The organism is Catellatospora sp. NPDC049133 (assembly GCF_040648455.1).
Classification (GTDB): domain Bacteria; phylum Actinomycetota; class Actinomycetes; order Mycobacteriales; family Micromonosporaceae; genus Catellatospora; species Catellatospora aurea.
In genome coordinates this window covers 1-22,806 of the sequence record NZ_JBEZDT010000056.1, presented here as the reverse complement: position 1 = coordinate 22,806, position 22,806 = coordinate 1, and the positions used below count along the sequence as shown (strand labels likewise).

Here is a 22,806-nt window from a genome sequence, read left to right as displayed (position 1 = left end):
ACGGGGGCCTGGCCACCGGTCGGCTGATTCTTGGTGCGTCCCACGTCAGGCCTCCGCGGGCACGCGCAGGCCGGTGTTGACCGGCGTGATGGGCAGCAGCTTCTTGCCGGTGGGCCCGATCTGGATGCTGGTGTCCATGGACGGGCACACGCCGCAGTCGAAGCACGGCGTCCAGCGGCAGTCGTCCTGCTCGTACTCGGTGAGCGCGTCCTGCCAGTCCTGCCAGAGCCAGTCCTTGTCCAGGCCCGAGTCCAGGTGGTCCCAGGGCAGCACCTCGGACTGCTCGCGCTCGCGGGTGGTGAACCAGTCCAGGTCCACGCCGAAGCCCGGCAGCACCGCCTCGGCGGCCTCGACCCAGCGGCGGTACGAGAAGTGCTCGCTCCAGCCGTCGAAGCGCCCGCCGTCCTCCCACACCTTGCGGATGACCGCGCCGACGCGGCGGTCACCGCGCGCCAGCAGGCCTTCGATCAGCGAGGGCTCGCCGTCGTGGTAGCGGAAGCCGATGGCCCGGCCCAGCGAGCGGTCCGAGTTGATCTCGTTCTTGAGCGCCTTGAGCCGCGCGTCGATGACCTCGGGGCGCTCCATCGGGGCCCACTGGAACGGGGTGTGCGGCTTGGGCACGAACCCGCCGATGGACACGGTGCAGCGGATGTCCTTGGAGCCGGTCGCCTGGCGGCCCGACTTGATGACGTTGTGCGCCAGCCGGGCGATCTGCAGCACGTCCTCGTCGGTCTCGGTGGGCAGGCCGCACATGAAGTACAGCTTCACCTGCCGCCAGCCGTTGGAGTACGCCGTGGTGACGGTGCGGATCAGATCCTCCTCCGACACCATCTTGTTGATCACCTTGCGGATGCGCTCCGAGCCGCCCTCGGGGGCGAACGTCAGACCGGTGCGGCGGCCGTTGCGGGCCAGCTCCTGCGCCAGGTCGATGTTGAACGCGTCCACCCGGGTGCTGGGCAGCGACAGCGAGACGTTGGTGCCCTCGTACTGGTCGGCCAGCCCGGAGCAGATGTCGCCGATCTCGGAGTGGTCGGCGCTGGACAGCGACAGCAGGCCCACCTCGGTGAAGCCGGAGAACTCCAGCCCGTCGTGCACCATCTGCGCCACCGTGGTGATGGAGCGCTCGCGCACCGGGCGGGTGATCATGCCGGCCTGGCAGAAGCGGCAGCCCCGGGTGCAGCCTCGGAAGATCTCCACGGCGAACCGCTCGTGCACCGTCTCGGCCAGCGGCACCAGCGGCTTCTTCGGGTACGGCCACGCGTCGAGGTCCATGGTGGTGCGCTTGTGCACCCGGAACGGCACACCCGCGCGGTTGGGCACCACACGCTGGATGCGGCCGTCGGGCAGGTAGTCCACGTCGTAGAAGCGGGGCACGTAGACCGACTCGGTCTTGGCCAGGCGCAGCAGGATCTCGTCCCGGCCACCCGGGCTGCCCTCGCGCTTCCACGCGGCGACGATGTCGGTGATCTCCAGCACGGCTTCCTCGCCGTCGCCGAGCACGGCGGCGTCGACGAAGTCGGCGATCGGCTCCGGGTTGAAGGCGGCGTGGCCGCCCGCGACCACGATCGGGTGGGATTCGTCACGGTCGGCGGCCAGCAGCGGGATCTGCGCCAGGCTCAGCTCGGTGAGCATGTTCGTGTAGCCGAGCTCGGTCGAGAAGGACAGGCCGAACAGGTCGAAGTCGCCGACCGCGCGGTGGCTGTCGACGGTGAACTGCGGCACGCCGCGCTCACGCATCAGCTGCTCCAGGTCGGGCCAGACCGCGTAGGTGCGCTCGGCGAGCACGTCCTCACGCTCGTTGAGCACCTCGTACAGGATCTGCACGCCCTGGTTGGGCAGGCCCACCTCGTACGCGTCCGGGTACGACAGCACCCAGCGGACGGTGGCCGACTCCCATGGTTTGACCACGGAGCCCAGCTCACCGCCGATGTACTGGATCGGCTTGCTGATCAGAGGCAGCAACTGCTCAAGCTGGGGAAAGACCGACTCGCCACGCATGGGTAACAAGGGTACGCGGTCGCACGAGAGGGCCGGACCTCGGGCGATTGTGCACCCGATGTCCGGTCACCACCTGCGTGTCTACTGCTCCGCGTCGCCAGAGCTTCGCTTCGGAGCGTACCGGGACACGTACTCCTGCCCCGTGAGCTGCTGGATCGCCATCATCACGGTGTCGGTGATCTCGCGCGCGGCGGTGCTCGCCGACTCGGCGTCCTTCCACGCGCCGACCTCGATCGGCTTGCCGAACTTCACCGTGACCTGGCCGGGCTTCAGCGACGGCAGGGCCTGCCCGATCGGCTGCACCTTCTCGGTGCCGATCATGCCGACGGGGATGATCGGCACGTCCGCGGCGAGCGCGAGCCGCGCCACACCGGTGCGGCCGCGGTAGAGCCGGCCGTCCGGGGAGCGGGTGCCCTCCGGGTACACGGCGACGAGGCCGCCCTCCTGGAGCACCGGGATCGCCGCGTCGAACGCGCTCAGCGCGGCCCGGCCGCCGGACCGGTGCACCGGGATCGCCCCGAGGCCGCCCATCAGGGTGCGGAAGAACAGGCCGCTCAGACCGGTGCCGACGAAGTAGTCCTCCTTGGCCCAGAAGGAGATGTGCCGGCCGACCGCGGAACCGAGGAACAGCTCGTCGGCCACGGAGAGGTGGTTGCCGGCGAAGATCGCGCCGCCGTTGGCGGGGATGTGCTCCGCACCCTCGATGGTGGGGCGCCAGCCGAGCTTGATCGCGGGCGCCACCGTCCACAATCCGACCGTATAGAGCACCGGCACTTTCTGCCTCCACAGGTGATGAGCTAGCCGGCCAGTGAACTTACCGTAGTCCTCTGAGCGGGCCCATACCCCCGGAACCGATCGCCTATGCGCCCGGAGTCTGAGATACTCCACGCCCGCCTGCGGGCCTGGACCACATCTCTGAGCTGCGCGGACGTTGCGCCGCAAACGGATCGGGGCGCGGCCTGTGACATTTCCGGCACAGGCCGCGCCCCGTTCGTGAACCCGTCAGCTGCGGGTGACCGCCACCGTCACGTTGCCGCCGTCGCCGGCCTCACCCGTGAAGCCGGCGTCGACCGCGCCGTAGCTGACGCTGTCGGCCAGCGTCTCGGCGGCCAGGAACGCCTGGTGCGTACGCACCGCCGCGGCCACCTCGGCGGAGGCCTGCACGGTCAGCGCGATCCGGTCGGTGATCGCCAGGTCCGCCTCGCGGCGGGCCTGCTGCACCACCCGGACCACGTCGCGGGCCAGACCCTCGGCCTCCAACTCCGGGGTGACCGCCGTGTCCAGCACGACCACACCGGCGTCGCCGGGCAGCGGCGCGGAGTGCTCCGCGTCGGCCGCGACCAGCTTCAGCTCGTACTCGCCCTGCTGCAGGGTCACCCCGGCGGCGACCGGGGCACCGTCGACCAGCGACCAGTCCCCCGACTTCACCGCCTTGATGACCTGCTGCACCGAGCCGCCGACGCGCGGGCCGAGCACCCGCGGCACCACCGTGAGCACCTGCTCGCAGTGGCCGGTCAGGTCGTCGCTCAGCTCGACCGACTTCACGTTGACCTCGTCGGCGATCAGCTCGGCGAAGTCGCGCAGCCCGGACGCGTCCGGCGTCGCCACGGTCAGCGACGACAGCGGCAGGCGCACCCGCAGGCCCTTGGCCTTGCGCAGCGACAGCGCCGCCGAGCACACCTCGCGCACCCGGTCCATGGTGGCGACCAGGTCGTGATCGGCCGGCAGCGCCGCCGCGTCCGGCCAGTCGGCCAGGTGCGCGGAGCGCTCGCCGGTCAGTCCGCGCCAGATCTCCTCCGCGGTCAGCGGGGCCAGCGGCGCGACCACCCGGGCCAGCGTCTCCAGCACCGTGTACAGGGTGTCGAAGGCGTCGGCGTCGCCGGCCCAGAAGCGGTCCCGGCTGCGGCGCACGTACCAGTTGGTCAGCGCGTCCAGGTAGGTCCGCACCCCGGCGCAGGCGGCCGAGAGGTCGTACGCGTCGAGCTGGGCCGTCGTGGTCTCCACCAGCTCCCGGGTCTTGGCCAGCACGTACCGGTCGAGCACGTGCGTGGAGTCGGTCCGGGGCCGGGCGGTGTGCCCGGCGGCGTTGGCGTAGAGCGTGAAGAAGTAGTACACGTTCCACAGCGGCAGCAGCACCTGGCGCACCGAGTCCCGGATGCCCGACTCGTTCACCGCCATGTCGCCGCCGCGCAGCACCGGGCTGCTCATCAGCATCCAGCGCATGGCGTCGGCACCGTAGCGGTCGAACATCTCGTACACGTCGGGGTAGTTGCGCAGGCTCTTGGACATCTTGCGGCCGTCAGACCCCTGCAGGATGCCGTGGCTCACGCAGCTGCGGAACGCCGGCCGGTCGAACAGCGCGGTGGCCAGCACGTGCATGGTGTAGAACCAGCCGCGCGTCTGTCCGATGTACTCGACGATGAAGTCGCCCGGGTAGTGGTTCTCGAACCACTCGGTGTTCTCGAACGGGTAGTGCACCTGGGCGAACGGCATCGAGCCCGACTCGAACCAGCAGTCCAGCACCTCGGGCACCCGGCGCATGGTCGAGCTGCCCGTCGGGTCGTCCGGGTTCGGCCGGGTCAGCTCGTCGACGTACGGGCGGTGCAGGTCGGTGACCTTCACGCCGAAGTCCGCCTCCAGCTGCGCCAGTGAGCCGTACACGTCGGTGCGCGGGTAGTTCGGGTCGTCGGAGACCCACACCGGGATCGGCGAGCCCCAGAACCGGTTCCGGCTGATCGACCAGTCCCGGGCGTTGCTCAGCCACTTGCCGAACGAGCCGTCCTTGACGTGCTCCGGGGTCCAGTTGATCTGCTGGTTCAGCTCGACCATGCGGTCGCGGAACGCGGTGACCTTCACGAACCAGCTCGACACCGCCTTGTAGACCAGCGGGGTGTCACACCGCCAGCAGTGCGGGTAGGAGTGGGTGTAGGTCTCGTGGCGCAGCACCACGCCGCGGTCCTTGAGTTCGCGGATGATCGACTTGTTGGTGTCGAAGACCTGCTGGCCCTCGTACGCCGGGACCAGCGCGGTGAACCGCGCCCGCTCGTCGACGGTCACCACGGTCGGGATGCCCGCCGCGTTGCAGGTGTTCTGGTCGTCCTCACCGAACGCCGGCGCGAGGTGCACCACCCCGGTGCCGTCCTCGGTGGTCACGAAGTCCGCCCCGAGCACCTGGTACGCGTTCTCCCCCGCGTGGTCCACCAGATACGGGAACAGCGGCGTGTACCGCTTGCCGACCAGATCCGCGCCCTTGACGGTGCCGGTCTGCTCGTAGCCCTCCAGCTCCTTGGCGTAGTAGCCGACCCGGGCCGCGCCCAGCAGCAGCTTCTCGCCGTCCTTCTCCATCACCGCGTAGTCGATGTCCGGCCCGACGGCCAGCGCCAGGTTGCTCGGCAGCGTCCACGGCGTGGTCGTCCACACCGCGACCTTCTCGCCGCTGTCCAGCTGGAACTTCACCGCCAGGGTGGGGTCCTGCCGGTCCTTGTAGACGTCGTCCATCCGGGTCTCGGTGTTGGACAGCGGCGTCTCGCAGCGCCAGCAGTACGCCAGCACCCGGAAGCCCTCATACACCAGGCCCTTGTCGTGCAGGGTCTTGAAGGCCCACATGACGCTTTCCATGTAGTCCAGGTCGAGGGTCTTGTAGTCGTTGGCGAAGTCGACCCAGCGGGCCTGCCGGGTGACGTACCGCTCCCACTCGCTGGTGTAGCGCAGCACGGAGGTGCGGCAGGCCTCGTTGAACTCGGCCAGGCCCATGTCGAGGATCTCGGCCTTGGTGGTGATGCCGAGCTGCTTCTCCGCCTCGACCTCGGCCGGCATGCCGTGGGTGTCCCAGCCGAACCGGCGCTCCACCCGGCGGCCGCGCATGGTCTGGTAACGCGGCACCACGTCCTTGACGTAGCCGGTCAGCAGGTGGCCGTAGTGCGGCAGGCCGTTGGCGAACGGCGGGCCGTCGTAGAAGACGAACTCGTTCGACCCCTTCGCCCCGGCGTCGCGCTGCTCCACGCTGGCCGCGAACGTCTTGTCGGCGGCCCAGTAGTCGAGCACGCGCCGCTCCAGGGCGGGTAGGTCCGGGCTGGCGGACACGCCGTCAGCGGCGGCGTCATGCAGTGGGTAAGCCATCGCGGGCTCCTCGTCACACTCGTCACTGTCGTCTCACAGTGCGAGGACGAGCCGGGGCCCGCGGTACCACCTCGCTTGCCCGCCGCAGGTGCACGGCGGACCGCTCGTGTCGGCTGTGACGGGCCGTCCCGTCCGGTTCTACTGGGGCCACTGCGGCCTGTTCTTCCGGAGGCTCACCGGTGATGGCCGGGTCGATGCCTGTGCGCTCCAGGTTACCGCCGCCGCACCCCCGACCGTCCACCGGGTTTCCGGTGGGTCGCCCTACCGGGTCTCGCCCCGGTAGCGCCCGCTGACCACGGTCCAGTCCAGCGTGCCCCGCACCGAACCGGCCACCCCGTCCAGGTGGGCGTGCACCGCCGGGTCGAACTGGGTGCCGAACGACGGCACCCGGGCCCGCAGCGGGGCGAAGCCGTCCATGCGCTCCTGCCACATGTCCACCGCCTCCTGCACCGCCGCCTCGATGGACAGCCGTCGCTCATGGGAGATCGCCAGCACCAGGTTGTGCCCGCCCGCGGTGGCGATGTCCTTGTCCAGCGAGTACAGATCGTTGAACCAGGACAGCAGGTCCGTGCCGGCCAGCCGCACCTCGCGCAGCGCCGGGTGGTGGTAGATCGCATCCGGCAGGTGGGTGTGCGTGGCCAGCTCGGTGAGCAGGTGCGAGATCTCCGCCGCGGACGCCGCCCGGCGCAGCTCGACGTACTCGTCGACACCGGGCAGGTGGCCCGCGGCCTTGTTCTCCGCCTCGGTGAGCACACCGTCGAGGTGCACCGCCACCGCGTCGGTGAAGCGGGCCTGCCAGGCGTCGGGCATGCGCTCGCGCAGCACGGCCCAGATCTCGGTGAGCATGAGCCGGGCCGGGCCCGCGAACACCTCGGTCGGGCGGTCGGAGCCGTGCAGGAGGGCCAGCAGCTCGGTGACGAAACGGCGCAGGCGGGACGGCTCGGGGTGCGCCGTGCCGTCGCAGACGTCGTCCACCAGGTAGAACCAGGCGAAGATCATCGCGAGCAGGGCGAGGTCGTCCGGTCGCGCGTCGGGGAAGATCCGGCCCGCATGTCCGGCGTACGCCTCGCCGGCCAGCCAGCTCTGCCCGTCGCCGTCGCTGATCAGGCCGCATTTGCGGGCCCAGCCGGTGAGGTCCTGTTCGGCGAGCGCCACGTGCGGGGACATGCGGGAGGCGAGGGGGCAGTCGACCGGGGGGATGGCGAACACGGCGGTCCTCCGTTCCGGGAGGCGGTGCACGGGGGGGGCGACGGCGGCGCACAGTGACGCAGGCCATCATCACGATGGGTTCACGATCCATTACACAAGTGGCAAAGATCGATGTCAATCCCCCCGACGTGCCACCTCAGCGCCGGTACGGCTCCCGCATCGGCTTGCGCACCGCGTCCATCGCCGCCAGGTGCGCCTCTCGGGCGACGCCGTCGATCAGGTACACCCGGGTGACGGCGTTGCCCTTCGCCCGGACCAGCCCGTTCTTCACCAGCGCCTGCACGTCCCGGATGGCCTGATCCCGGCTGAGATCCTCGTCCCCCTGGTAGGTGGCCCGCCGCAGCTCGCCCAGCGCCGCCGCGTACAGCGCCGACACCGTCCGCTCCGGCAGCCCTCGCTCGGCCACCACCGACTCCAGCTCCCGCCACAGCCGCACGGTGTAGTCGATCCGGCGCTGCACCAGTTGCGCCTGCTTGTGGTGCGCGGTCAGGGCGAACCGCAGCCACGGTCGCGCATCCCGCTCCGGCTGGTAGAAGCCGCCTTGCGTGTCCTGCAGTGCCTGGTAGTACTGCACCGTGTGCACCTGGTCGCCGAGCCACTGCTCGATCGAGGAGAACTCCGGTGCCAGCACGCCGTCCCGCGCCAGCACCAGGGTGTGCAGACAGCGGCCCATCCGCCCGTTGCCGTCCCGCCACGGATGCACGCAGACGAGATTGAGGTGCGCCATCGCCGCTCGGACCAGCGCGGGTTGATCCAGATCCCCGTGGTTCAGCCATTCCACGAGCTCCGCCATCAGACCGGGGACCTGGTCGGCGTCCGGACCGGTGTAGGCGGGCTCCAGCGGATCGCTGCTGGTCACATAGATGCCACCGGCCCGGTAGCGGCCGGGCCACTTGGCGGGGTTGTACTTAACGATCATGAAATGCAGTGCCGCCAGGAGCATCTCGCCGTAGGCGAAGTTCTCCATGAGCGGCGTCTGCTGCACGAAGGTCATCGCGTCCCGATAGCCGAGGATCGCCTGCTGCGTCGTTTCGTCGACATCCGCGGACAGCGTCTGGCCCTCCACCGCGGCACGGGCGTCGGTCATGGTGACGGTGATCTGCTCGATGGTGTTGGAGCCCTGCACCGCCGCGGCGAACAGCTCCCGGCGCAGCTGGCCGGTCCAGTGCGGGCGGGCGCGGACGTGCAGTTGCAGGTCCGCGCGCATCTGGTCGATCTCGCCCAGCACGCGCAGATCGTCGCCGTCCAACTTCGGGGTCTGCAGCAGCATCCCTCAATGCTACTAGCCTCGTAGCACAATAGCGCTCACCGTTCTCTGGTGCGGGCGCATCCCACACCATGATCGTTCGACTTGCCAGGCAGGTGGGCGAAAGCGGGCTCAAGATACGCACAGGTGCCAGGCAAATCGAACGATCATGGGCCAGGGGCCGAAGGCGAGGGAGTCGCTGCCCCGCCGACGTCGCGCCGCTGGCCGGAATCCGACAGTGATCGACACGCTCGCCACCTGGGCCGCCGCGAGCAGGCGCGGAGGCCGTGCCGCCGCCGCTCCGCCGCTGCCTGGGTCGATGGCTGACCGTTCGGCGGCTGTGGACGCTACCAGCGGTCTAGTGACCGGAGCTGCGTGGACCGCCATCATGGCCGATGTTTGCATACGTGCTGCTGCGTGAGTACACATCGGATAGCGAGAGGCACCTGACGTGTCAGACCCCGACGAGAACACCCCCGCCCCGACCCCGCCGCCCGCCGATGACAAGGGCGGCGACTACAAGCCGGCGCACGGCGCGGACGACAAGGACAAGGACGACAAGGACGACGACGACAAGGGCGGCCGCAAGCGCTGGCTGCTCCTACTCCTCCTGCTGCTCCTGATCCTGCTCCTGCTGCTGTGCGGCGGCTTCGCGTACATGAAGTGGTGGCAGAAGAAGGATGTGGACCCGTCGGCGTCCCCGTCCGCGGTCGCCACCGCCACCGTCGCGCCCCCGGCCGCCAGCCCGAGCGCCGCGGCCAGCCCCAGCGCCGCCGCCAGCCCGAGCGCTGCCGCGTCGCCGACCGCTGCCCCGTCGCCGTCGCCCACCGCCGGGCCGACGCTGATCACGGTGCCGAACGTGGTCGGCAAGAAGGCCACCGACGCCGAGAAGATCCTGGCCGACGCCGGCTTCACCAACGTGAAGTTCGTCGGCGAGGACGGCAAGGACCTGACGCTGCTGGTCAGCTGGAAGGTCGTCAAGCAGTCCGTGAAGCCCGGCAGCAAGGTCGCCGCCGACACGGAGATCATCCTCACCAACACGAGCGTCAGCAACGGCAAGGGCTGACCCTCCACAAAAGAAGGGCACCTTCTTCACGCTATGCGTGGAAGAAGGTGCCCTTCTTAACATCCGATGGCTCTGACCTGCGCCACAGGCCGTTCGCCGGGGACGCCGGGCAACCGGCGGTCACGCCGCGACCAGTGCTCGAAGCTCGCGGGCCTGGGCGACCAGGCGGCTCGAACCACCTCGTTCGGCCAGCGCCGCGACCTCGGGCGGCAGCTGCGCGGCCCCGCAGGCACGGCCGCACCGGACCGCGAGCGCCATCAGGTCGGCCGTCGCCGGGCGCGCCTTGTCCAACGCGACCAGCGGCACCAGCGCCGCGACGGCGATTCCCCAGACGGCGGCGACCGCGCCCGCCTGCGCGGCCTCGTCCAGCGCCGACGCGAACCGGTTCACCTTGAGCACCCCCGCCGCGGCCAGCTCACCCAGCTCCCGCCCTACCGCGGCCGCGTCGAGGTCCCCGGTCGCGGCCAGGCCCAGCAGGCCGTCGACGGCGGCGATCCGGTCGGCCGCCGAGCGCGCGGCGAGGCCGTACGCCAGGGCCAGGTTCACCGCCGGTCCGACCGGGCCCGCGCACTCGGCGAGGTGGGCCAGCAGCAAACCCCCGCCGTCGAAGTCGAGGTCGGCGTTGGCGGCGAGGATCGGCAGCGCCGACGCGGCCACCACCTCCCGGTGCGACGGCAGCGCGGCCGTCCACAACTGCGGCTCCTCGAGGTGTCCGGGCGCCCAGGTCGGGTGGTCGTACCGGACGACCGTCATCGTCTCCAGGACCAGCAGGCCCGCGTGCTCCGGCGGCTTGAGTGCCACCACCCGGCGCACGGCGGGCTGTTGCTGATAGGAGTAGCTCGACGGCTTGGTGTCGGCGTGCTGGCTGCGGCGCAGCGACACGGGGTCGGGCACCGGACCGCTGAGCCGGCGGGCGAACGCCGCTCCGGCGGGCGAGCGCAGCCGCAGCGCCGCGGTGACCACCTGAGGATCGGTCTCGCGGGGCAGCCGCAGCAGAGCCTGCTCGAAGTCCAGCGCCCAGGGCTGCCAGCCCTCGCGCTCGGCCTGCTCCAGCCGCCGCAGCAGTTCCGCCGGCTCCAGCCGGCCGTTGGCGTGCGTCGGCGTCGCCATGAGCAGCGGCACCGGGTGCCGGTTGAGCTGCACGGACATCTCCGCGAGCCGGGCCGCGAGCACCAGGTGCAGGCCGCTGCTGTTGCCGCGCATCTTGCGCAACGCCTGGGCCTGCACCCCGCCGTCGGTGCGGAACAGGTCGGCGAGCTGCCGCCACCGGTCGGAACGTCCACTCGCGACGGATGCGGTGAGCAGCATCTCGCGCGTCTGCTCGGCCAGTTTGCCCCACCACGCCCGGTCCGCGTCCACGAGCGGCCGCACGGTACGCGCCAGCGCCTCCTGGTCCCGCACCCGCCAGTACGCGATCGCGGCCAGCACTCGCTCCACGGTCGGCACCGACCGGTCCCCCGCGAGCAGCGCCGACACCTCCTCGGCCAGCTCCGCGAGGCTGCCCAGCGGCGGCCCCAGCGGCGAGGCGACGGGAACCGGCAGTGCGGCCGGCACCGGCTCCGACGCGGGCGACGCCGGACCCGACAGCAGCGCGGCGACCTCGGCCGCGTGCTCCGGCCGCCGTCGCGCCGCCTGCCGCAGCCAGGTCGTCTGCGCTTTGACCAGTGTCTTCTCCGGCCGGGCGAGCGCGAGTCCGGCGACGTCTCGCAGGGTGTCCCAGGCCAGCAGCCCGGCCTCGTCGGCTCCGCGCAGGGCCTTGAGCGCCATGGCCGCGACCGTGGAGTTGCCGGCCTCCACCAGGCGGAGGTAGTCGCCGACCCCGGCGGCCGCCTCCGGCGCGGTCACCGCCAGCGCCTCGTGCAGCCGGGTGTACGCGCGCAGCTCCCCCGGCTTGCCCCCGCGCAGCAGCCGCGACCGGCAGCCCTCGACGAGCAGCCGGCGCACGGCGGAGTCGCCCGCGCCCAGCCGCACCAGGGCGGGCACGAACCCGCGCGCGTCCTGCTCGAACTGGTAGTCCAGCCGCGACCCGAGCCGGTCATGGGTGAACAGCATCGGCACCAGCGCCGCCGTGTACGGGCTGTCCCGCAGCGCGGCGTCGGCGTCGGCGGCGTCCCGCATCGCGTCGATCCAGCCGGCCGTGAAGGCCTCACCGGTCGGCACGGCGCAGCCGCTCTCCCGGACCAGGACGTCCACCAGCCGCCAGTGGCCGAACGCGCCCCAGCTCCCGTCGAGGGGCAGCCGGTCGGCCATCAGCTGCGCGAACTCGCCGAACCACGGCACCTGCCGCAACCGCAGCACCTCCAGCACCGGGCCGGGGTGCGCGGCCCGCAGCCCCCACCGCAGTTGGCCGCGATGCAGCACGGTCACGACCTTCTTCGCGGTGGACGCGCAGCCCACCAGCGCGACGATCCGGGCGGGGGCCCGCCGTTGCGAGGTCTGCCAGTCCTCGTCCTGCCTCGCGGCAGCGGCGAGTCCGGCGAACGCCGCGAGGCGCTGCTTCTCGTCGGCGTGGCGCACCCAGGCCACGACGGTGGTCACGTCGGCCGCCTCGACGGCCCGCAGCAGCTCTTCCGCGGTCACGCCGACACCCCCTGCGTCACCGTGATACGCACCGCGAGCTGATGGCGGCAGGGGCCCCGGTCACCCCGGTGCTTGGCCCACCACCGGCAGGTGCAGCCCGCCGGAGCGCCGTCGACCAGTCGGACCTGATACACGCCCTCGGTGCCGCGTACCGAGGCGACGTCGCCGGACACGGTCACCGCCCCGGCTTCCAGCAGCGCCTTCGCGCCCGCCAGCCGCGGGTTGAGCTTCTCGGCGGCCGCGGTGCCGAACGGCATCACGCGGTGGAAGTAGGTGGCCTCGGCGACGTCGTAGCCGACCCGCCCGGCGGTGCCCAACAGCGCGAGCCCGGACCGGACCTGCGCCGGGGTCAGACCGGTGGCGGTGGCGAGCGCGTCGGCGTCGAGGGTGGGCGCGAGGCTGAGCAGCTCGCTGATCCGGTCGGCCGCGTCGGCGGCGTCGTCGGAGGCCAGCGCGGACAGCACCGCGCCCTCGCCGGAGAAGCCGCGGTAAGGCTCGGGCGACAGCGTCAGTGACAGCCGCAGGGTCGGAGTCTCCAGCTCCCACACCGACGCGACGGCGGCGCTGCCGGCGCGCACCGCCGGGCCGTACACGGTGAGAGCCGTCGCGTGCCGCAGCAGCCCGCGCAGCGCGCCGAGCCGGTCCGCGCCGGTCAGGCAGACCGCGCCCGGCACCGGCCGGGCGGTCAGCCGCAGGCCCTGCCCGGCCGGCACCGCCCACAGCGTGCTGCGGTCCTTCGGCAGGCGGCGCAGGAACTCGGCGGCCGCCGCGGCGTTGATCCGCACCCGCGGCTCCATGCCCGCGGTGACCGCGTGAACCTGTGCGAAACCGCGCAGCCAACGGCCGGGCAGGGGCACCTTGCGCTCGACCACGGAGCCGTCCATGGTGGACACGGTCAGGTCCTGCGGGCCGACGGCCAGGTGCAGCGGGTCCAGCCCGCCGACCCGGGCCAGCGCGAGCTGCAGCGGCACGTTCACGTCGACGTTGGTGGTGCCGTGCTCGGGGCGCTCGCCGTCCAGACCGGACGGCAGCACGTCCATCCGCGCGTACACCCCGCAGCAGCCGCTGAACGACTCGAAGCGCAGCATGTCCTCGCTGCCGGTGACCACCGGGTCGAGGCTGGCCCAGTCGGTGCGCTGGTGGTATCGGGCGCGGGCGACCTCGGCGACGGCGAGCAGGCCGGCCGCGACGGTCTGCGGGGTGGTCATGAACCCGTCGAAGAACCGGGGATGCGCGCCGCACCCGCCGGAGGTCTGCAACGCGAGACCCTCCGCGGTCAGCGCGGAGGGTCCCGGGTAGGTATAGGTGGCTACCGACATGGCGGCAACCGTAGGGACGGGCTACGACAGTTCGGGGAACCAGAGCTTGATCTCGCGCTCGGCGGACTCGGTCGAGTCGGAGGCGTGCACCAGGTTCTCGCGGTTCGACAGCGAGAAGTCGCCGCGGATGGTGCCCGCGGCAGCGGCCCGGCCGTCGGTCGCGCCGACCAGCAGGCGGATCACCGCGATGGCCTCGTCGCCCGACACGATCGCGGCGACCAGCGGGCCGGCGGTCATGTAGGCCTTGAGCGGCGGATAGAACGCCTTCTCGACGTGCTCGGCGTAGTGCGCGTCGGCGAGGTCGGAGTCCATCGTGCGCAGCATGAGCGCGTCGAGGGTCAGCCCCTTGCGCTCGAAACGCGAGATGATCTCCCCGACCAGGCCGCGGCGCACCGCGTCCGGCTTGATCAGCACGAGCGAACGTTCCGCCACGAACTTCCTCCTTGAAGGCGACACATGTCCCCACCTGCGGCAACACGAGGTGGGCTCATCAGCCTACCGAACTGCACTTTCCTCGATCGACGGACCCGCCTAAGGTCATGGATTGAAGACACAGCGTTGCGGGGAGGCGGCGCGCTGTGGTCGTGCACACGGCGCTCGGGGAGGCACGCGTTGGCACGGTTAGGGCGCAAACCGGTCCGGCCCGGCCGGGTGACCACGGCCGTGTGCCTCGGCGCGCTGGGCCTGTTCGTCATCTCGATGTCAGCGGGTCTGGGCAGCTGGCCGCTGGGGGCGGTCGGCGCGGCGATGGTCGTCGTCGCCGTGGCCCTGCTGACCACCGCGTCGATGCTGGGCGCCGACAAGGCGTACGTGGCCGGCACCGTGCACGTGGTGAAGGCCTCCGAACCGCCGTTGAGCGCCGAGTTCGGCCGCTGCGAGATGCAGGTGCTGGTGGACGCGCCCGGCCACCCCGGGCAGACCGTGATCATGAACGACCCGCGGGTCCCGGTGCTGAAGTGGCCGGACGCGGGCGACACGCTGCCCGCCCTGGTCGCCGTCGCGGACGCGCGCCGCATCAAGATCCAGTGGGAGAAGGTCGGCACCCACGGCGAGCGCTACGAGCAGGCGTTCGACCACGGTGACGACGAGTTCTACCACGACCCGGGCGACGACTACGACGATCCGCACTTCGACGGCCCGCACCATGACGACGACCTGGGCCACTACGGCGACCCGGGTCACGACGACCGCCACGGGTCCGACGACACCTACGCGGGCTTCCGCGACGACGACCCGATCGACCTCGACGCGGTGCCCACCGCGGATCCGCTGCCCCGCCGCCAGCCGAGCCCGCACCGCCGCCCGCCCGCGCCGCGCGAGGAGCCCGCGCCGGTCGCCGTCCTGGAGGGCGAGCTGTACAGCGGCGACGTTCCCGGACCGCGCACCCCGATGGACGCGGAATCGCCGGACTTCGCCTCCATCGACGTGATCGACTTCGCCGACGTGCCGGAGCCGGCCGCGCCCGCGATCTCGGACACCCTCACCGGACCCGTGGCGTTGCCGCCACCGTCCGGAGCCGGCATCGACGACCTGCTCGTCGCGTCACCGCACGCCCGCCCCGCCTCGGCCGGGTCGATTCAGGGCATCGGCATCACGCTGCTGGTCACCGACCTGGACCGGTCCCGTGTCTTCTACCACGACCTGCTCGGCTTCTACGAGATCGACGGCGGGCCCGGCAACCTGGTGCTCGCCTCCGGCGACACCCGGCTGGTGCTGCGCACGACCCCCGAGCTGACCCCGGTCAACCGCCGCCACGTGCACCTCAACCTGGAGGTCGGCGACATCGACGCGGTCTACCGGGAGCTGAAGGTGCGCGGGGTCAAGTTCACCTACGCCCCGCGGGTCGTCAACCACGGCGAGCGCCTCGAACTGTGGGCGGCCTCGTTCAAGGACCCTGACGGCCACGGCATCGCGGTCATCGAGTGGAAGGCACGCGCCTAGCGGGCCACGGTCCGGCGCACGTACAACACGTAGGCCCAGGTGAGCCCGAACACGACGCCCACCACCGCGAACGCCCAGTGCAGGAAGCCCAGCAGCAGCAGGGCCACCTGGAACACCGAGACCAGGTGCCAGCCCCACGAAAAGCGCAGGGTGGCGGTCAGCGCCATCGCCACCACGACGGCGACCAGCGCCACGGTCACCGCGGCCATACTGCCGCCCGGCGGGCGCAGCACCCAGATCGGCATCAGCGCGAGCAGCAGCACCAGCGCCTCCAGCACCAGCGTGCCCGCGCCCAGGCCGCGCACGGCCTTCGTCGGGTTGCGCAGGCCGCTGGGCTTGCCGCCCAGGCTCAGCCGCAGATCCCGCTCGCGGGCCTCACCCGGCTTGTGCCCGGCGGGCCCCTCCGGCGTCGAGCCTGCCGGGGCCTCACCCGGGTGGCTGTGCTCGGTCATTCCCGCTCCTCGCTGCGCTCCGCCTGCCCCGCCCCGGGCCGCCCGCTCACCGCTGGAACAGCTTCCGCGCGTCGGCGACGGTGACCACGGAACCGGTGATGAGCACGCCCACGCCGCTGATGCCGGCGTCGATGTCCGCCTCGGCCAGGGTCACCGCGGCCTCGATCGCGTCGGGCAGCTCGGCGTGCACGTGCACCCGGTCCTCCCCGAAGATCTCGTACGCGATCTCCGCCAGTTCCTCGGCGGGCAGCGCCCGCGGCGAGGAGTTGCGGGCGCAGACCAGCTCGTCGACGACGGGCTCCAGCAACTCCAGCACACCCTCGGCGTCCTTGTCGCCGAGCATGGCGACCACGGCCACCAGACGGCGGAACGAGAACTCCTCGGTCAGCGCCGCGACCGTCGCGGCCATGCCGTGCGGGTTGTGCGCCGCGTCGACCAGCACCGTCGGCGCGTTGCGCACCCGCTCCAGCCGGCCCGGCGACGAGCTGGACGCGAAGCCCTCGCGGACCAACTCCACCTCCAGCTGCCGGTCCTTGCCCGCGCCCAGGAACGCCTCGACCGCGGCGAGCGCCAGGGCGGCGTTCTGCGCCTGGTGCGCACCGTGCAGCGGCAGGAAGATCTCGTCGTACACCCCGCCCAGGCCCTGCAGCGTCAGCACCTGCCCGCCGAGCGCCAGGTTGCGCTCGATGACGCCGAACTCGCTGCCCTCCCGGGCGACGGTCGCGCCGACCTCGGCGCAGCGCTCCAGGATCGGCTCCATCGCCTCCTCCGGCTGCAGCGCGCAGATCAGCGTGGCTCCCTCGTGCACGATGCCCGACTTGGCCAGCGCGATGTCGGCGATCGTGTCGCCGAGCCACTCGGTGTGGTCCAGCCCGATCGGCGTGATCACCGCGACGCCGGCCTGGATCACGTTGGTCGCGTCCTCCGCGCCGCCGAGGCCGACCTCGACCACGGCCACGTCCACCGGCGCGTCGGCGAACGTCGCGAACGCCAGCGCGGTGGTCATGTCGAAGTAGGTCAGCGGCTCGTCGCTGCGCGCGTCGATCAGCTCGGCCAGCGGCCCGACCTCGGCGTACACCGCGGCGAAGCGCTCCTCGTCGACCGGCTGCCCGTCCAGGCTGATCCGCTCCCGGACCGTCTCCAGGTGCGGGCTGGTGTACCGGCCGGTGTGCAGCCCGTGCGCGCGCAGCAGGCTGTCGATCATGCGGGCGGTGGAGGTCTTGCCGTTGGTGCCGGTCAGATGGATCGACGGGTACGCCCGCTGCGGGCTGCCGAGCACGTCCAGCAGGTCCTCGATGCGGCCGAGGTCGAAGACCATCCGGGTGAAGCCGCGCCGGTCCAGCGCGGCCTCCACCTCGGCGTACGACATGTCCTGTCCGTCTTGAGCGGAAGAGCTCACGAATGTCACCCTAGCTGCGCGAGCGCGGCGTCGATGCGAGTCACGTCGGCTTCGGCCGTGGCGAGCCGCTCGCGCAGCTTCGCCACCACCTGCTCCGGAGCCTTGGCCAGGAATCCCTCGTTGCCCAGCTTCGCCGTGGCCTGCGAGATCTCCTTCTCGGCGGCGGCCCGGTCCTTGGTCAGGCGGGCCCGTTCGGCGGCCACGTCGATGCTGCCCCGGGTGTCCAGGGACACCGTCACCCCACCCGCGACCGCGACCGTGCCGGTGGCCGTGAAGCCGTCCCCGGGCACGTCCAGCCGGGCCAGGAAGCGCATCAGCGGCTCGTGCGCGGCGATGCCGGCCGCGGCCAGCCCGTCGAGCTGCGCGGCCACCCGCTGACCCGGCTTGAGGCCCTGATCGGCCCGGAAGCGGCGCACCTCGGTGACGACCCGCTGCAGCGTCTCCAGCTCGGCCTCGGCCGCGTCGTCGATCAGCGCCGGGTTCGCCGCCGGCCACGCCGCGACCATCACCGAGGCGTCGCCCTCGGCCTTGTTCAGCGCGCACCACAGCTCGTCGGTGACGAACGGGATGACCGGGTGCAGCAGGCGCAGCAGCTGGTCCAGCACGTGCCCGAGCACCCGGCGGGTGCGCTCGGCCGCGGCGGCGTCGTCGCCGGTCAGCACCGGCTTGGCCAGCTCCACGTACCAGTCGCAGACGTCGTCCCAGGCGAAGTGGAACAGGCTGTCGCAGACCTTCGCGAACTCGTAGTTCTCGAAGTACTCGTCGACCTCGGCGATGGTGTGCTGCAGCCGGGACAGAATCCAGCGGTCGATCGTCGACAGCTCGGTGGGCAGGTCGCCGTCGGTGTGCGCGCCGTTGATCAGGGCGAACCGGGTGGCGTTCCAGAGCTTGTTGCAGAAGTTGCGCGAGCCCTGGCACCACTCCTCGCTGACCGGCACGTCCGAGCCCGGGTTCGCGCCGCGGGCCAGGGTGAACCGGGTCGCGTCCGCGCCGAAGCGCTCGATCCAGTCCAGCGGGTCGACGACGTTGCCGAACGACTTGGACATCTTCTTGCCGTACTGGTCACGGACCATGCCGTGCAGCGCCACCACGTCGAACGGCTGCCTGCCGTCCATGGCATAGAGCCCGAACATCATCATCCGGGCGACCCAGAAGAACAGGATGTCGTAGCCGGTGACCAGCACGCTGGTCGGGTAGAACTTCGCCAGGTCGGCGGTCTGCTCGGGCCAGCCCAGCGTGGAGAACGGCCACAGCGCCGACGAGAACCACGTGTCGAGCACGTCCTCGTCCTGACGCCAGCCGTCACCGCTGGGCACCTCGTCGTCGGGGCCGACGCAGACGACCTCGCCGTCCGGGCCGTACCAGACCGGGATGCGGTGGCCCCACCACAGCTGGCGCGAGATGCACCAGTCGTGCATGTTGTCCACCCAGGCGAAGTAACGCTTCGACAGCTCCGCGGGCTCGATCTTGGTGCGGCCGTCGCGCACCGCGTCACCGGCCGCCTTGGCCAGCGGGCCGGTGCTGACGAACCACTGCAGCGACAGCCGCGGCTCGACCGTCGTCTTGCAGCGCGAGCAGTGCCCCACCGCGTGCACGTACGGGCGCTTCTCGGCCACGATCCGCCCCTGCTCGCGCAGCGCGGCGACCACGGCCGGGCGGGCCTCGTACCGGTCCAGGCCCAGGAACGGCCCGTGCACCGTGATGATCGCCCGCTCGTCCATCATCGTGATCGAGGGCAGGTTGTGCCGCTGGCCGATCTCGAAGTCGTTCGGGTCGTGCGCCGGGGTCACCTTCACGCAGCCGGTGCCGAACGCCGGGTCGACGTGCGCGTCGCCGACGATCGGGATGCGCCGCCCGGTCAGCGGCAGCTCGACCTCGGTGCCGATGAGGTGCTTGTAGCGCTCGTCGTCGGGGTGCACCGCCACCGCGGTGTCGCCGAGCATCGTCTCGGCCCGGGTGGTGGCGACCACGATCTCGTCGCTGTACCGGATGGAGACCAGCTCGCCCTCGTCGTCGCTGTGCTCCACCTCGATGTCGCTCAGCGCGGTCAGGCAGCGCGGGCACCAGTTGATGATGCGCTCGGCGCGGTAGATCAGGTCATCGTCGTACAGCTTCTTGAAGATGGTCTGCACGGCCCGCGACAGGCCCTCGTCCATGGTGAAACGCTCACGCGACCAGTCGACGGAGTCGCCGAGGCGGCGCATCTGCCCGAGGATCGCGCCACCGGACTCGGCCTTCCACTGCCACACCCGCTCGACGAACGTCTCGCGGCCCAGGTCGTGACGCGACAGACCCTCCGCGGCCAGCTTGCGCTCCACGACGTTCTGCGTGGCGATGCCCGCGTGGTCCATGCCCGGCAGCCACAGCGCCGCGAAGCCCTGCATGCGCTTGCGGCGGATCAGCGAGTCCTGAATGGTGTGATCGAGCGCGTGCCCCACGTGCAGCGAACCTGTCACGTTCGGCGGCGGGATCACGATGGCGAACGGCGGCTTGTCGCTCTTCGCGTCGGCGTCGAAGTGACCGGCGGCTACCCACTGCTCGTACCGCCGCTGCTCTACCTCGCCGGGCTGGTACGCGGCGGCAAGCTCGGACGAGGACGGGGCGCGCGGCTCGCGCGGCTGCTGGCTGTGTTCGGTCACCCGCCGATTCTACGAAGCTCCCTTGGGTCCACCGCTGGCAGGCTGCGGCTTGCTAGGCTCCGCGAGTCGGCGGAAGGTGGGCACATGTCAGAGCAGGACGCGAAGGTACGCCAGGAATCGGCGGCACCGGAAGCGGTGGAGATCCCCCAGTACGCCCGGCCAGCCGTGCGCCTGGTGCCCGGCCCCGACCCGGTCGAGCCCGAGGACTCCCCCGCCGCGCACAGCAAGCGCCGCCGCTGGACTCTCACCGCCATGGCCGTGCTCGGCGCGGGCGCGATCGCCGCCGCGTTCACGCTCGGCCCCACGCTGATCCGGATCACCCAGCAGAACGACGCGAAGCTCACCATGCCCGAGAAGATCGGCACGATGGTCCGCGACGACAGCCCCGCGGCCAAGGACACCGCCGGCTACCTGCTGACCGCGCTCGCTGCCGGCATCGAACTCGACGCCACGGCGACCGGCATCTACACCGACCCGGCCGAGGGCGCGGCGAAGAGCGTCATGGTCTTCGGCGGCACCACCACCATGTTCAGCCCCGAACGCGAACTCGACACGGTGCTCAAACTCATGGAGGACGAGACCGGCGGCGTCACCGGCCTCACCGACTACGACCCCGGCGACCTGGGCGGCGTCCTCAAATGCGGGGCCGCCGACGCCCCTGACGGCGTCATGGCCGTCTGCGGCTGGGCCGACCACGGCAGCCTCGCCCTGGCCCTGTTCCCCGGCCGCACCCCCACCGAAGCCGCCCCCCTCATGACCACCATCCGCACCACCACCCTCACCCGCCCCTGACCTTTCGTCGCGTTGATCATGAACTTATGGCACGGCTCGACGGCGTGTCGCTGCCATAACTTCATGATCGATCACGCGTGGCGGATGCCTTGCCGGGCCGCCCGAGGCGGGTAGCCCGGCAGGCGCGGGTCAGCCGAGGCGGTCGGTCCGGCCGGTCTCAAGGATCAGCTCGTAGGCGTTCATGCGTACCGGGTGGAGGGTCAGCAGCTCCGAAGCGAGCAGCTCGCCCGTCCGGGGGTGGAAGATCAGCAGGTGCTGCTGGCTGTGCTCGCGGTCGTCGAACGTGACAGCCAGCCCATCCCGCCCCGCCCGGTCGGTCACCTCACCACGCCAGCGGAAACCCTGCACGTCGGCGAGGACGCGTAGGATCTCGGCGCGGGTCCGCCGCGGTACGGCGTACCGGCCGAAGATTCTGCTGGTCTCTTTGCATGCGGGGCCGGCCCCCAGCTCGGTCTTGAGCATCCTGGCCAGCTCCCGCCCCGTCGAGGGCAGCGCCGCCGACTCGAACGGCGGCAGCGGGATCGCGTCGGCCGAGGCCGTCGCGGAGACCGGCAGGCGGCTCGCCCAGTAGTCACGCGATGCCTGGTCCGGATACTCCGGCACGCCCATGACGGTGGTCTGCCGCCCCGGCTCGCCGGGAGCCCACCAGACCTTCGTCTCCTGGGAGAAGGCGACCGAGAACCGGTCGTCGGGCGACGTCATCACCGGATCACCCCACACCTGCCTGCGGTGGTAGGTGTACCTGCCCGCGCTGCTCTCGTACGCCGCGTCGACCAGCCCGTCGGCCAGCGCTCGCAGCCGGGGCCCGGCCGCCTCGTCCGTGCCCGGCTGGTACGCCACCGGCACGAGCACCCGGCCCGCCCCCGTGCCGGACGGATCGGCGGGACCCGGCTCCACCTCGACAGGCCCGCCCGGCACCGTGATGACCGCCACGGCACCCGCCGCGAGTGTGATCGCCCCGGTCGCGAGGACCATTCGCCGCGGTAGGCGGACGGCGCTGCGCACGGCAGCCGGCGCGGTACTCGGCTCGGCGGTCGCCTCGGCCCAGGCGATCAGCTCGCTCGCCGAGAGGCGGGGCGGTTCCGCCGGCATACGGCGTGCCGGATCGGCAGGGCCGACCAGGGTACGGGTCCGCTGTACTCCGAACATCTCAAGTCCTTTCACGATCGGGCCAGCTTGCGATGTGCCACGGACGGGGTGAGCGGAGCGGACATGGCGGCGGTGAGCCGTCCGCGGGCACGGTGCAGCCGCACCGCCGCGGTCGTACGGCTGCAACCGAGCACCTGCGCCGCCTCGGCGACGGTCAGCTCCTCCCAGCCGATCAGGCGGAGGATCTCCTGGTCCAGGTCGGACAGCGAACGCATGGCAGCCCCGACGTCGGCCACCCCCACGGTCGCGTCGGCGCCTGCCGAGCCGGGCACCCGCAGGGCGTCCGCCTCGGTGATCGGCACCTGACGCCCGGCGGCCCGGCGGGCCCGCCACTGGTTGGCCAGCAGCCGTCGAGACACCCCGTACAACCAGGGCAGACAGTGTTCGGGCACCTCGTCGCGCCGACGCCAGGCGACCGCGAACACCTCCTGCGCGAGTTCGGCCGGTCCGTCCTCGTCGGCCAGGCGCCGCCGGCCGTACCGAAGGATCTGCTGGTAGTGGTCGTCGTAAATCTTGGTGAACCAGCCTTCGTCGCGGCCGGGCGGCGGGCCCATGCGAACTCCCTACTGCGATGGCGATTGTCACCCTGCTCTTGTGTCGGCGGCGGCTCGATGATTACCGGTGACATCTGGTACAGCGCGGCGACGGGGCACTCGTGCCACGGGTCGACGGAACAGCGCCGGTGATCAGCATCAGGCCACACGTCTGCTGGAGCTGCTACGCCCCTGATCCTGGATATGCAAAAGGGCCCCGTGGCATAGGGGCCCGAAAAGAGGTCCATGAACGCGTCAAGGCCCGACCGTGACGGTCGGGCCTTGAACAGCGATGTTTGTCCGGCGGTGTCCTACTCTCCCACAACGTCCCCGTTGCAGTACCATCGGCGCTGGAGGGCTTAGC

At 71.5% G+C, this 22,806-nt stretch carries 16 protein-coding genes; 3 read left to right on the top strand and 13 right to left on the bottom strand.

Annotated elements, in window-relative coordinates; genetic code table 11:
* Window positions 1–45 precede the first annotated feature (45 nt).
* The 5 genes from AB0B35_RS39185 to AB0B35_RS39165 all read right to left on the bottom strand — a co-directional run bounded on the left by AB0B35_RS39185 (window position 46) and on the right by AB0B35_RS39165 (window position 8,596).
* Window positions 46–1,998, bottom strand: coding sequence for a TIGR03960 family B12-binding radical SAM protein (locus AB0B35_RS39185; RefSeq protein ID WP_361056133.1), 1,953 nt, complete (start codon window positions 1,996–1,998; stop codon window positions 46–48).
* Between the two features lie 81 nt (window positions 1,999–2,079).
* A complete protein-coding gene (locus AB0B35_RS39180; protein WP_361056131.1) occupies window positions 2,080–2,772 on the bottom strand; it encodes a lysophospholipid acyltransferase family protein in 693 nt (230 codons plus the stop codon).
* A 228-nt stretch (window positions 2,773–3,000) separates the two neighbouring features.
* Entirely contained in the window at window positions 3,001–6,117 is a 3,117-nt protein-coding gene (gene ileS / locus AB0B35_RS39175) for an isoleucine--tRNA ligase (RefSeq protein ID WP_361056128.1), read from the bottom strand.
* A gap of 261 nt (window positions 6,118–6,378) precedes the next feature.
* Window positions 6,379–7,326, bottom strand: coding sequence for a terpene synthase family protein (locus AB0B35_RS39170; RefSeq protein WP_361056125.1), 948 nt, complete (start codon window positions 7,324–7,326; stop codon window positions 6,379–6,381).
* A gap of 136 nt (window positions 7,327–7,462) precedes the next feature.
* Entirely contained in the window at window positions 7,463–8,596 is a 1,134-nt protein-coding gene (locus AB0B35_RS39165) for a Fic family protein (protein WP_361056122.1), read from the bottom strand.
* 427 nt (window positions 8,597–9,023) lie between these two features.
* Between AB0B35_RS39165 and AB0B35_RS39160 the strand changes: the two genes are divergently transcribed.
* Complete coding sequence (locus AB0B35_RS39160) at window positions 9,024–9,638, top strand: PASTA domain-containing protein (protein WP_361056119.1); 615 nt, start codon at window positions 9,024–9,026, stop codon at window positions 9,636–9,638.
* A 120-nt stretch (window positions 9,639–9,758) separates the two neighbouring features.
* Here AB0B35_RS39160 and AB0B35_RS39155 read toward each other — a convergent pair whose 3' ends face one another.
* From AB0B35_RS39155 to ndk, 3 genes are read right to left on the bottom strand one after another with little or no spacing between them, the layout of a single operon-like run.
* Window positions 9,759–12,218, bottom strand: coding sequence for a DUF6493 family protein (locus AB0B35_RS39155; protein ID WP_361056116.1), 2,460 nt, complete (start codon window positions 12,216–12,218; stop codon window positions 9,759–9,761).
* The gene (locus AB0B35_RS39150) at window positions 12,215–13,537 is read right to left on the bottom strand and encodes an SWIM zinc finger family protein (RefSeq protein WP_361056113.1); all 1,323 of its coding nucleotides are present in this window, start codon (window positions 13,535–13,537) and stop codon (window positions 12,215–12,217) included. The genes AB0B35_RS39155 and AB0B35_RS39150 overlap by 4 nt, the downstream gene beginning before the upstream one ends.
* Window positions 13,538–13,558: 21 nt before the next feature.
* Window positions 13,559–13,969: a nucleoside-diphosphate kinase gene (gene ndk, locus AB0B35_RS39145; protein ID WP_361056110.1), complete on the bottom strand. Its 411-nt coding sequence runs from the start codon at window positions 13,967–13,969 to the stop codon at window positions 13,559–13,561.
* Window positions 13,970–14,149: 180 nt separating this feature from the next.
* Here ndk and AB0B35_RS39140 point away from each other — a divergent pair, with 180 nt between their 5' ends.
* A complete protein-coding gene (locus AB0B35_RS39140) occupies window positions 14,150–15,478 on the top strand; it encodes a VOC family protein (RefSeq protein ID WP_361056108.1) in 1,329 nt (442 codons plus the stop codon).
* Here AB0B35_RS39140 and AB0B35_RS39135 read toward each other — a convergent pair.
* The 3 genes from AB0B35_RS39135 to AB0B35_RS39125 are packed head-to-tail and all read right to left on the bottom strand — an operon-like array spanning window position 15,475 to window position 19,968.
* On the bottom strand, window positions 15,475–15,930 hold the full coding sequence (locus tag AB0B35_RS39135) for a DUF4233 domain-containing protein (RefSeq protein WP_361056105.1): 456 nt from the start codon (window positions 15,928–15,930) through the stop codon (window positions 15,475–15,477). The two genes, AB0B35_RS39140 and AB0B35_RS39135, sit on opposite strands and share 4 nt — an antisense overlap.
* A 46-nt stretch (window positions 15,931–15,976) precedes the next feature.
* Window positions 15,977–17,299: a folylpolyglutamate synthase/dihydrofolate synthase family protein gene (locus AB0B35_RS39130; RefSeq protein ID WP_360533658.1), complete on the bottom strand. Its 1,323-nt coding sequence runs from the start codon at window positions 17,297–17,299 to the stop codon at window positions 15,977–15,979.
* 35 nt (window positions 17,300–17,334) lie between these two features.
* Window positions 17,335–19,968 (bottom strand): valine--tRNA ligase, encoded by a 2,634-nt coding sequence (locus AB0B35_RS39125; RefSeq protein WP_361056102.1) that lies wholly within the window; start codon window positions 19,966–19,968, stop codon window positions 17,335–17,337.
* An 84-nt stretch (window positions 19,969–20,052) separates the two neighbouring features.
* On the opposite strand from AB0B35_RS39125, the gene AB0B35_RS39120 reads away from it, so the two are divergent.
* Window positions 20,053–20,760 (top strand): hypothetical protein, encoded by a 708-nt coding sequence (locus AB0B35_RS39120; RefSeq protein ID WP_361056099.1) that lies wholly within the window; start codon window positions 20,053–20,055, stop codon window positions 20,758–20,760.
* A gap of 129 nt (window positions 20,761–20,889) precedes the next feature.
* Here AB0B35_RS39120 and AB0B35_RS39115 read toward each other — a convergent pair whose 3' ends face one another.
* Entirely contained in the window at window positions 20,890–21,909 is a 1,020-nt protein-coding gene (locus AB0B35_RS39115) for a CU044_5270 family protein (RefSeq protein ID WP_361056096.1), read from the bottom strand.
* 11 nt (window positions 21,910–21,920) lie between these two features.
* Window positions 21,921–22,463, bottom strand: a complete 543-nt coding sequence (locus AB0B35_RS39110) for a sigma-70 family RNA polymerase sigma factor (protein WP_361056093.1) — start codon at window positions 22,461–22,463, stop codon at window positions 21,921–21,923.
* Between the last annotated feature and the right edge of the window lie 343 nt (window positions 22,464–22,806).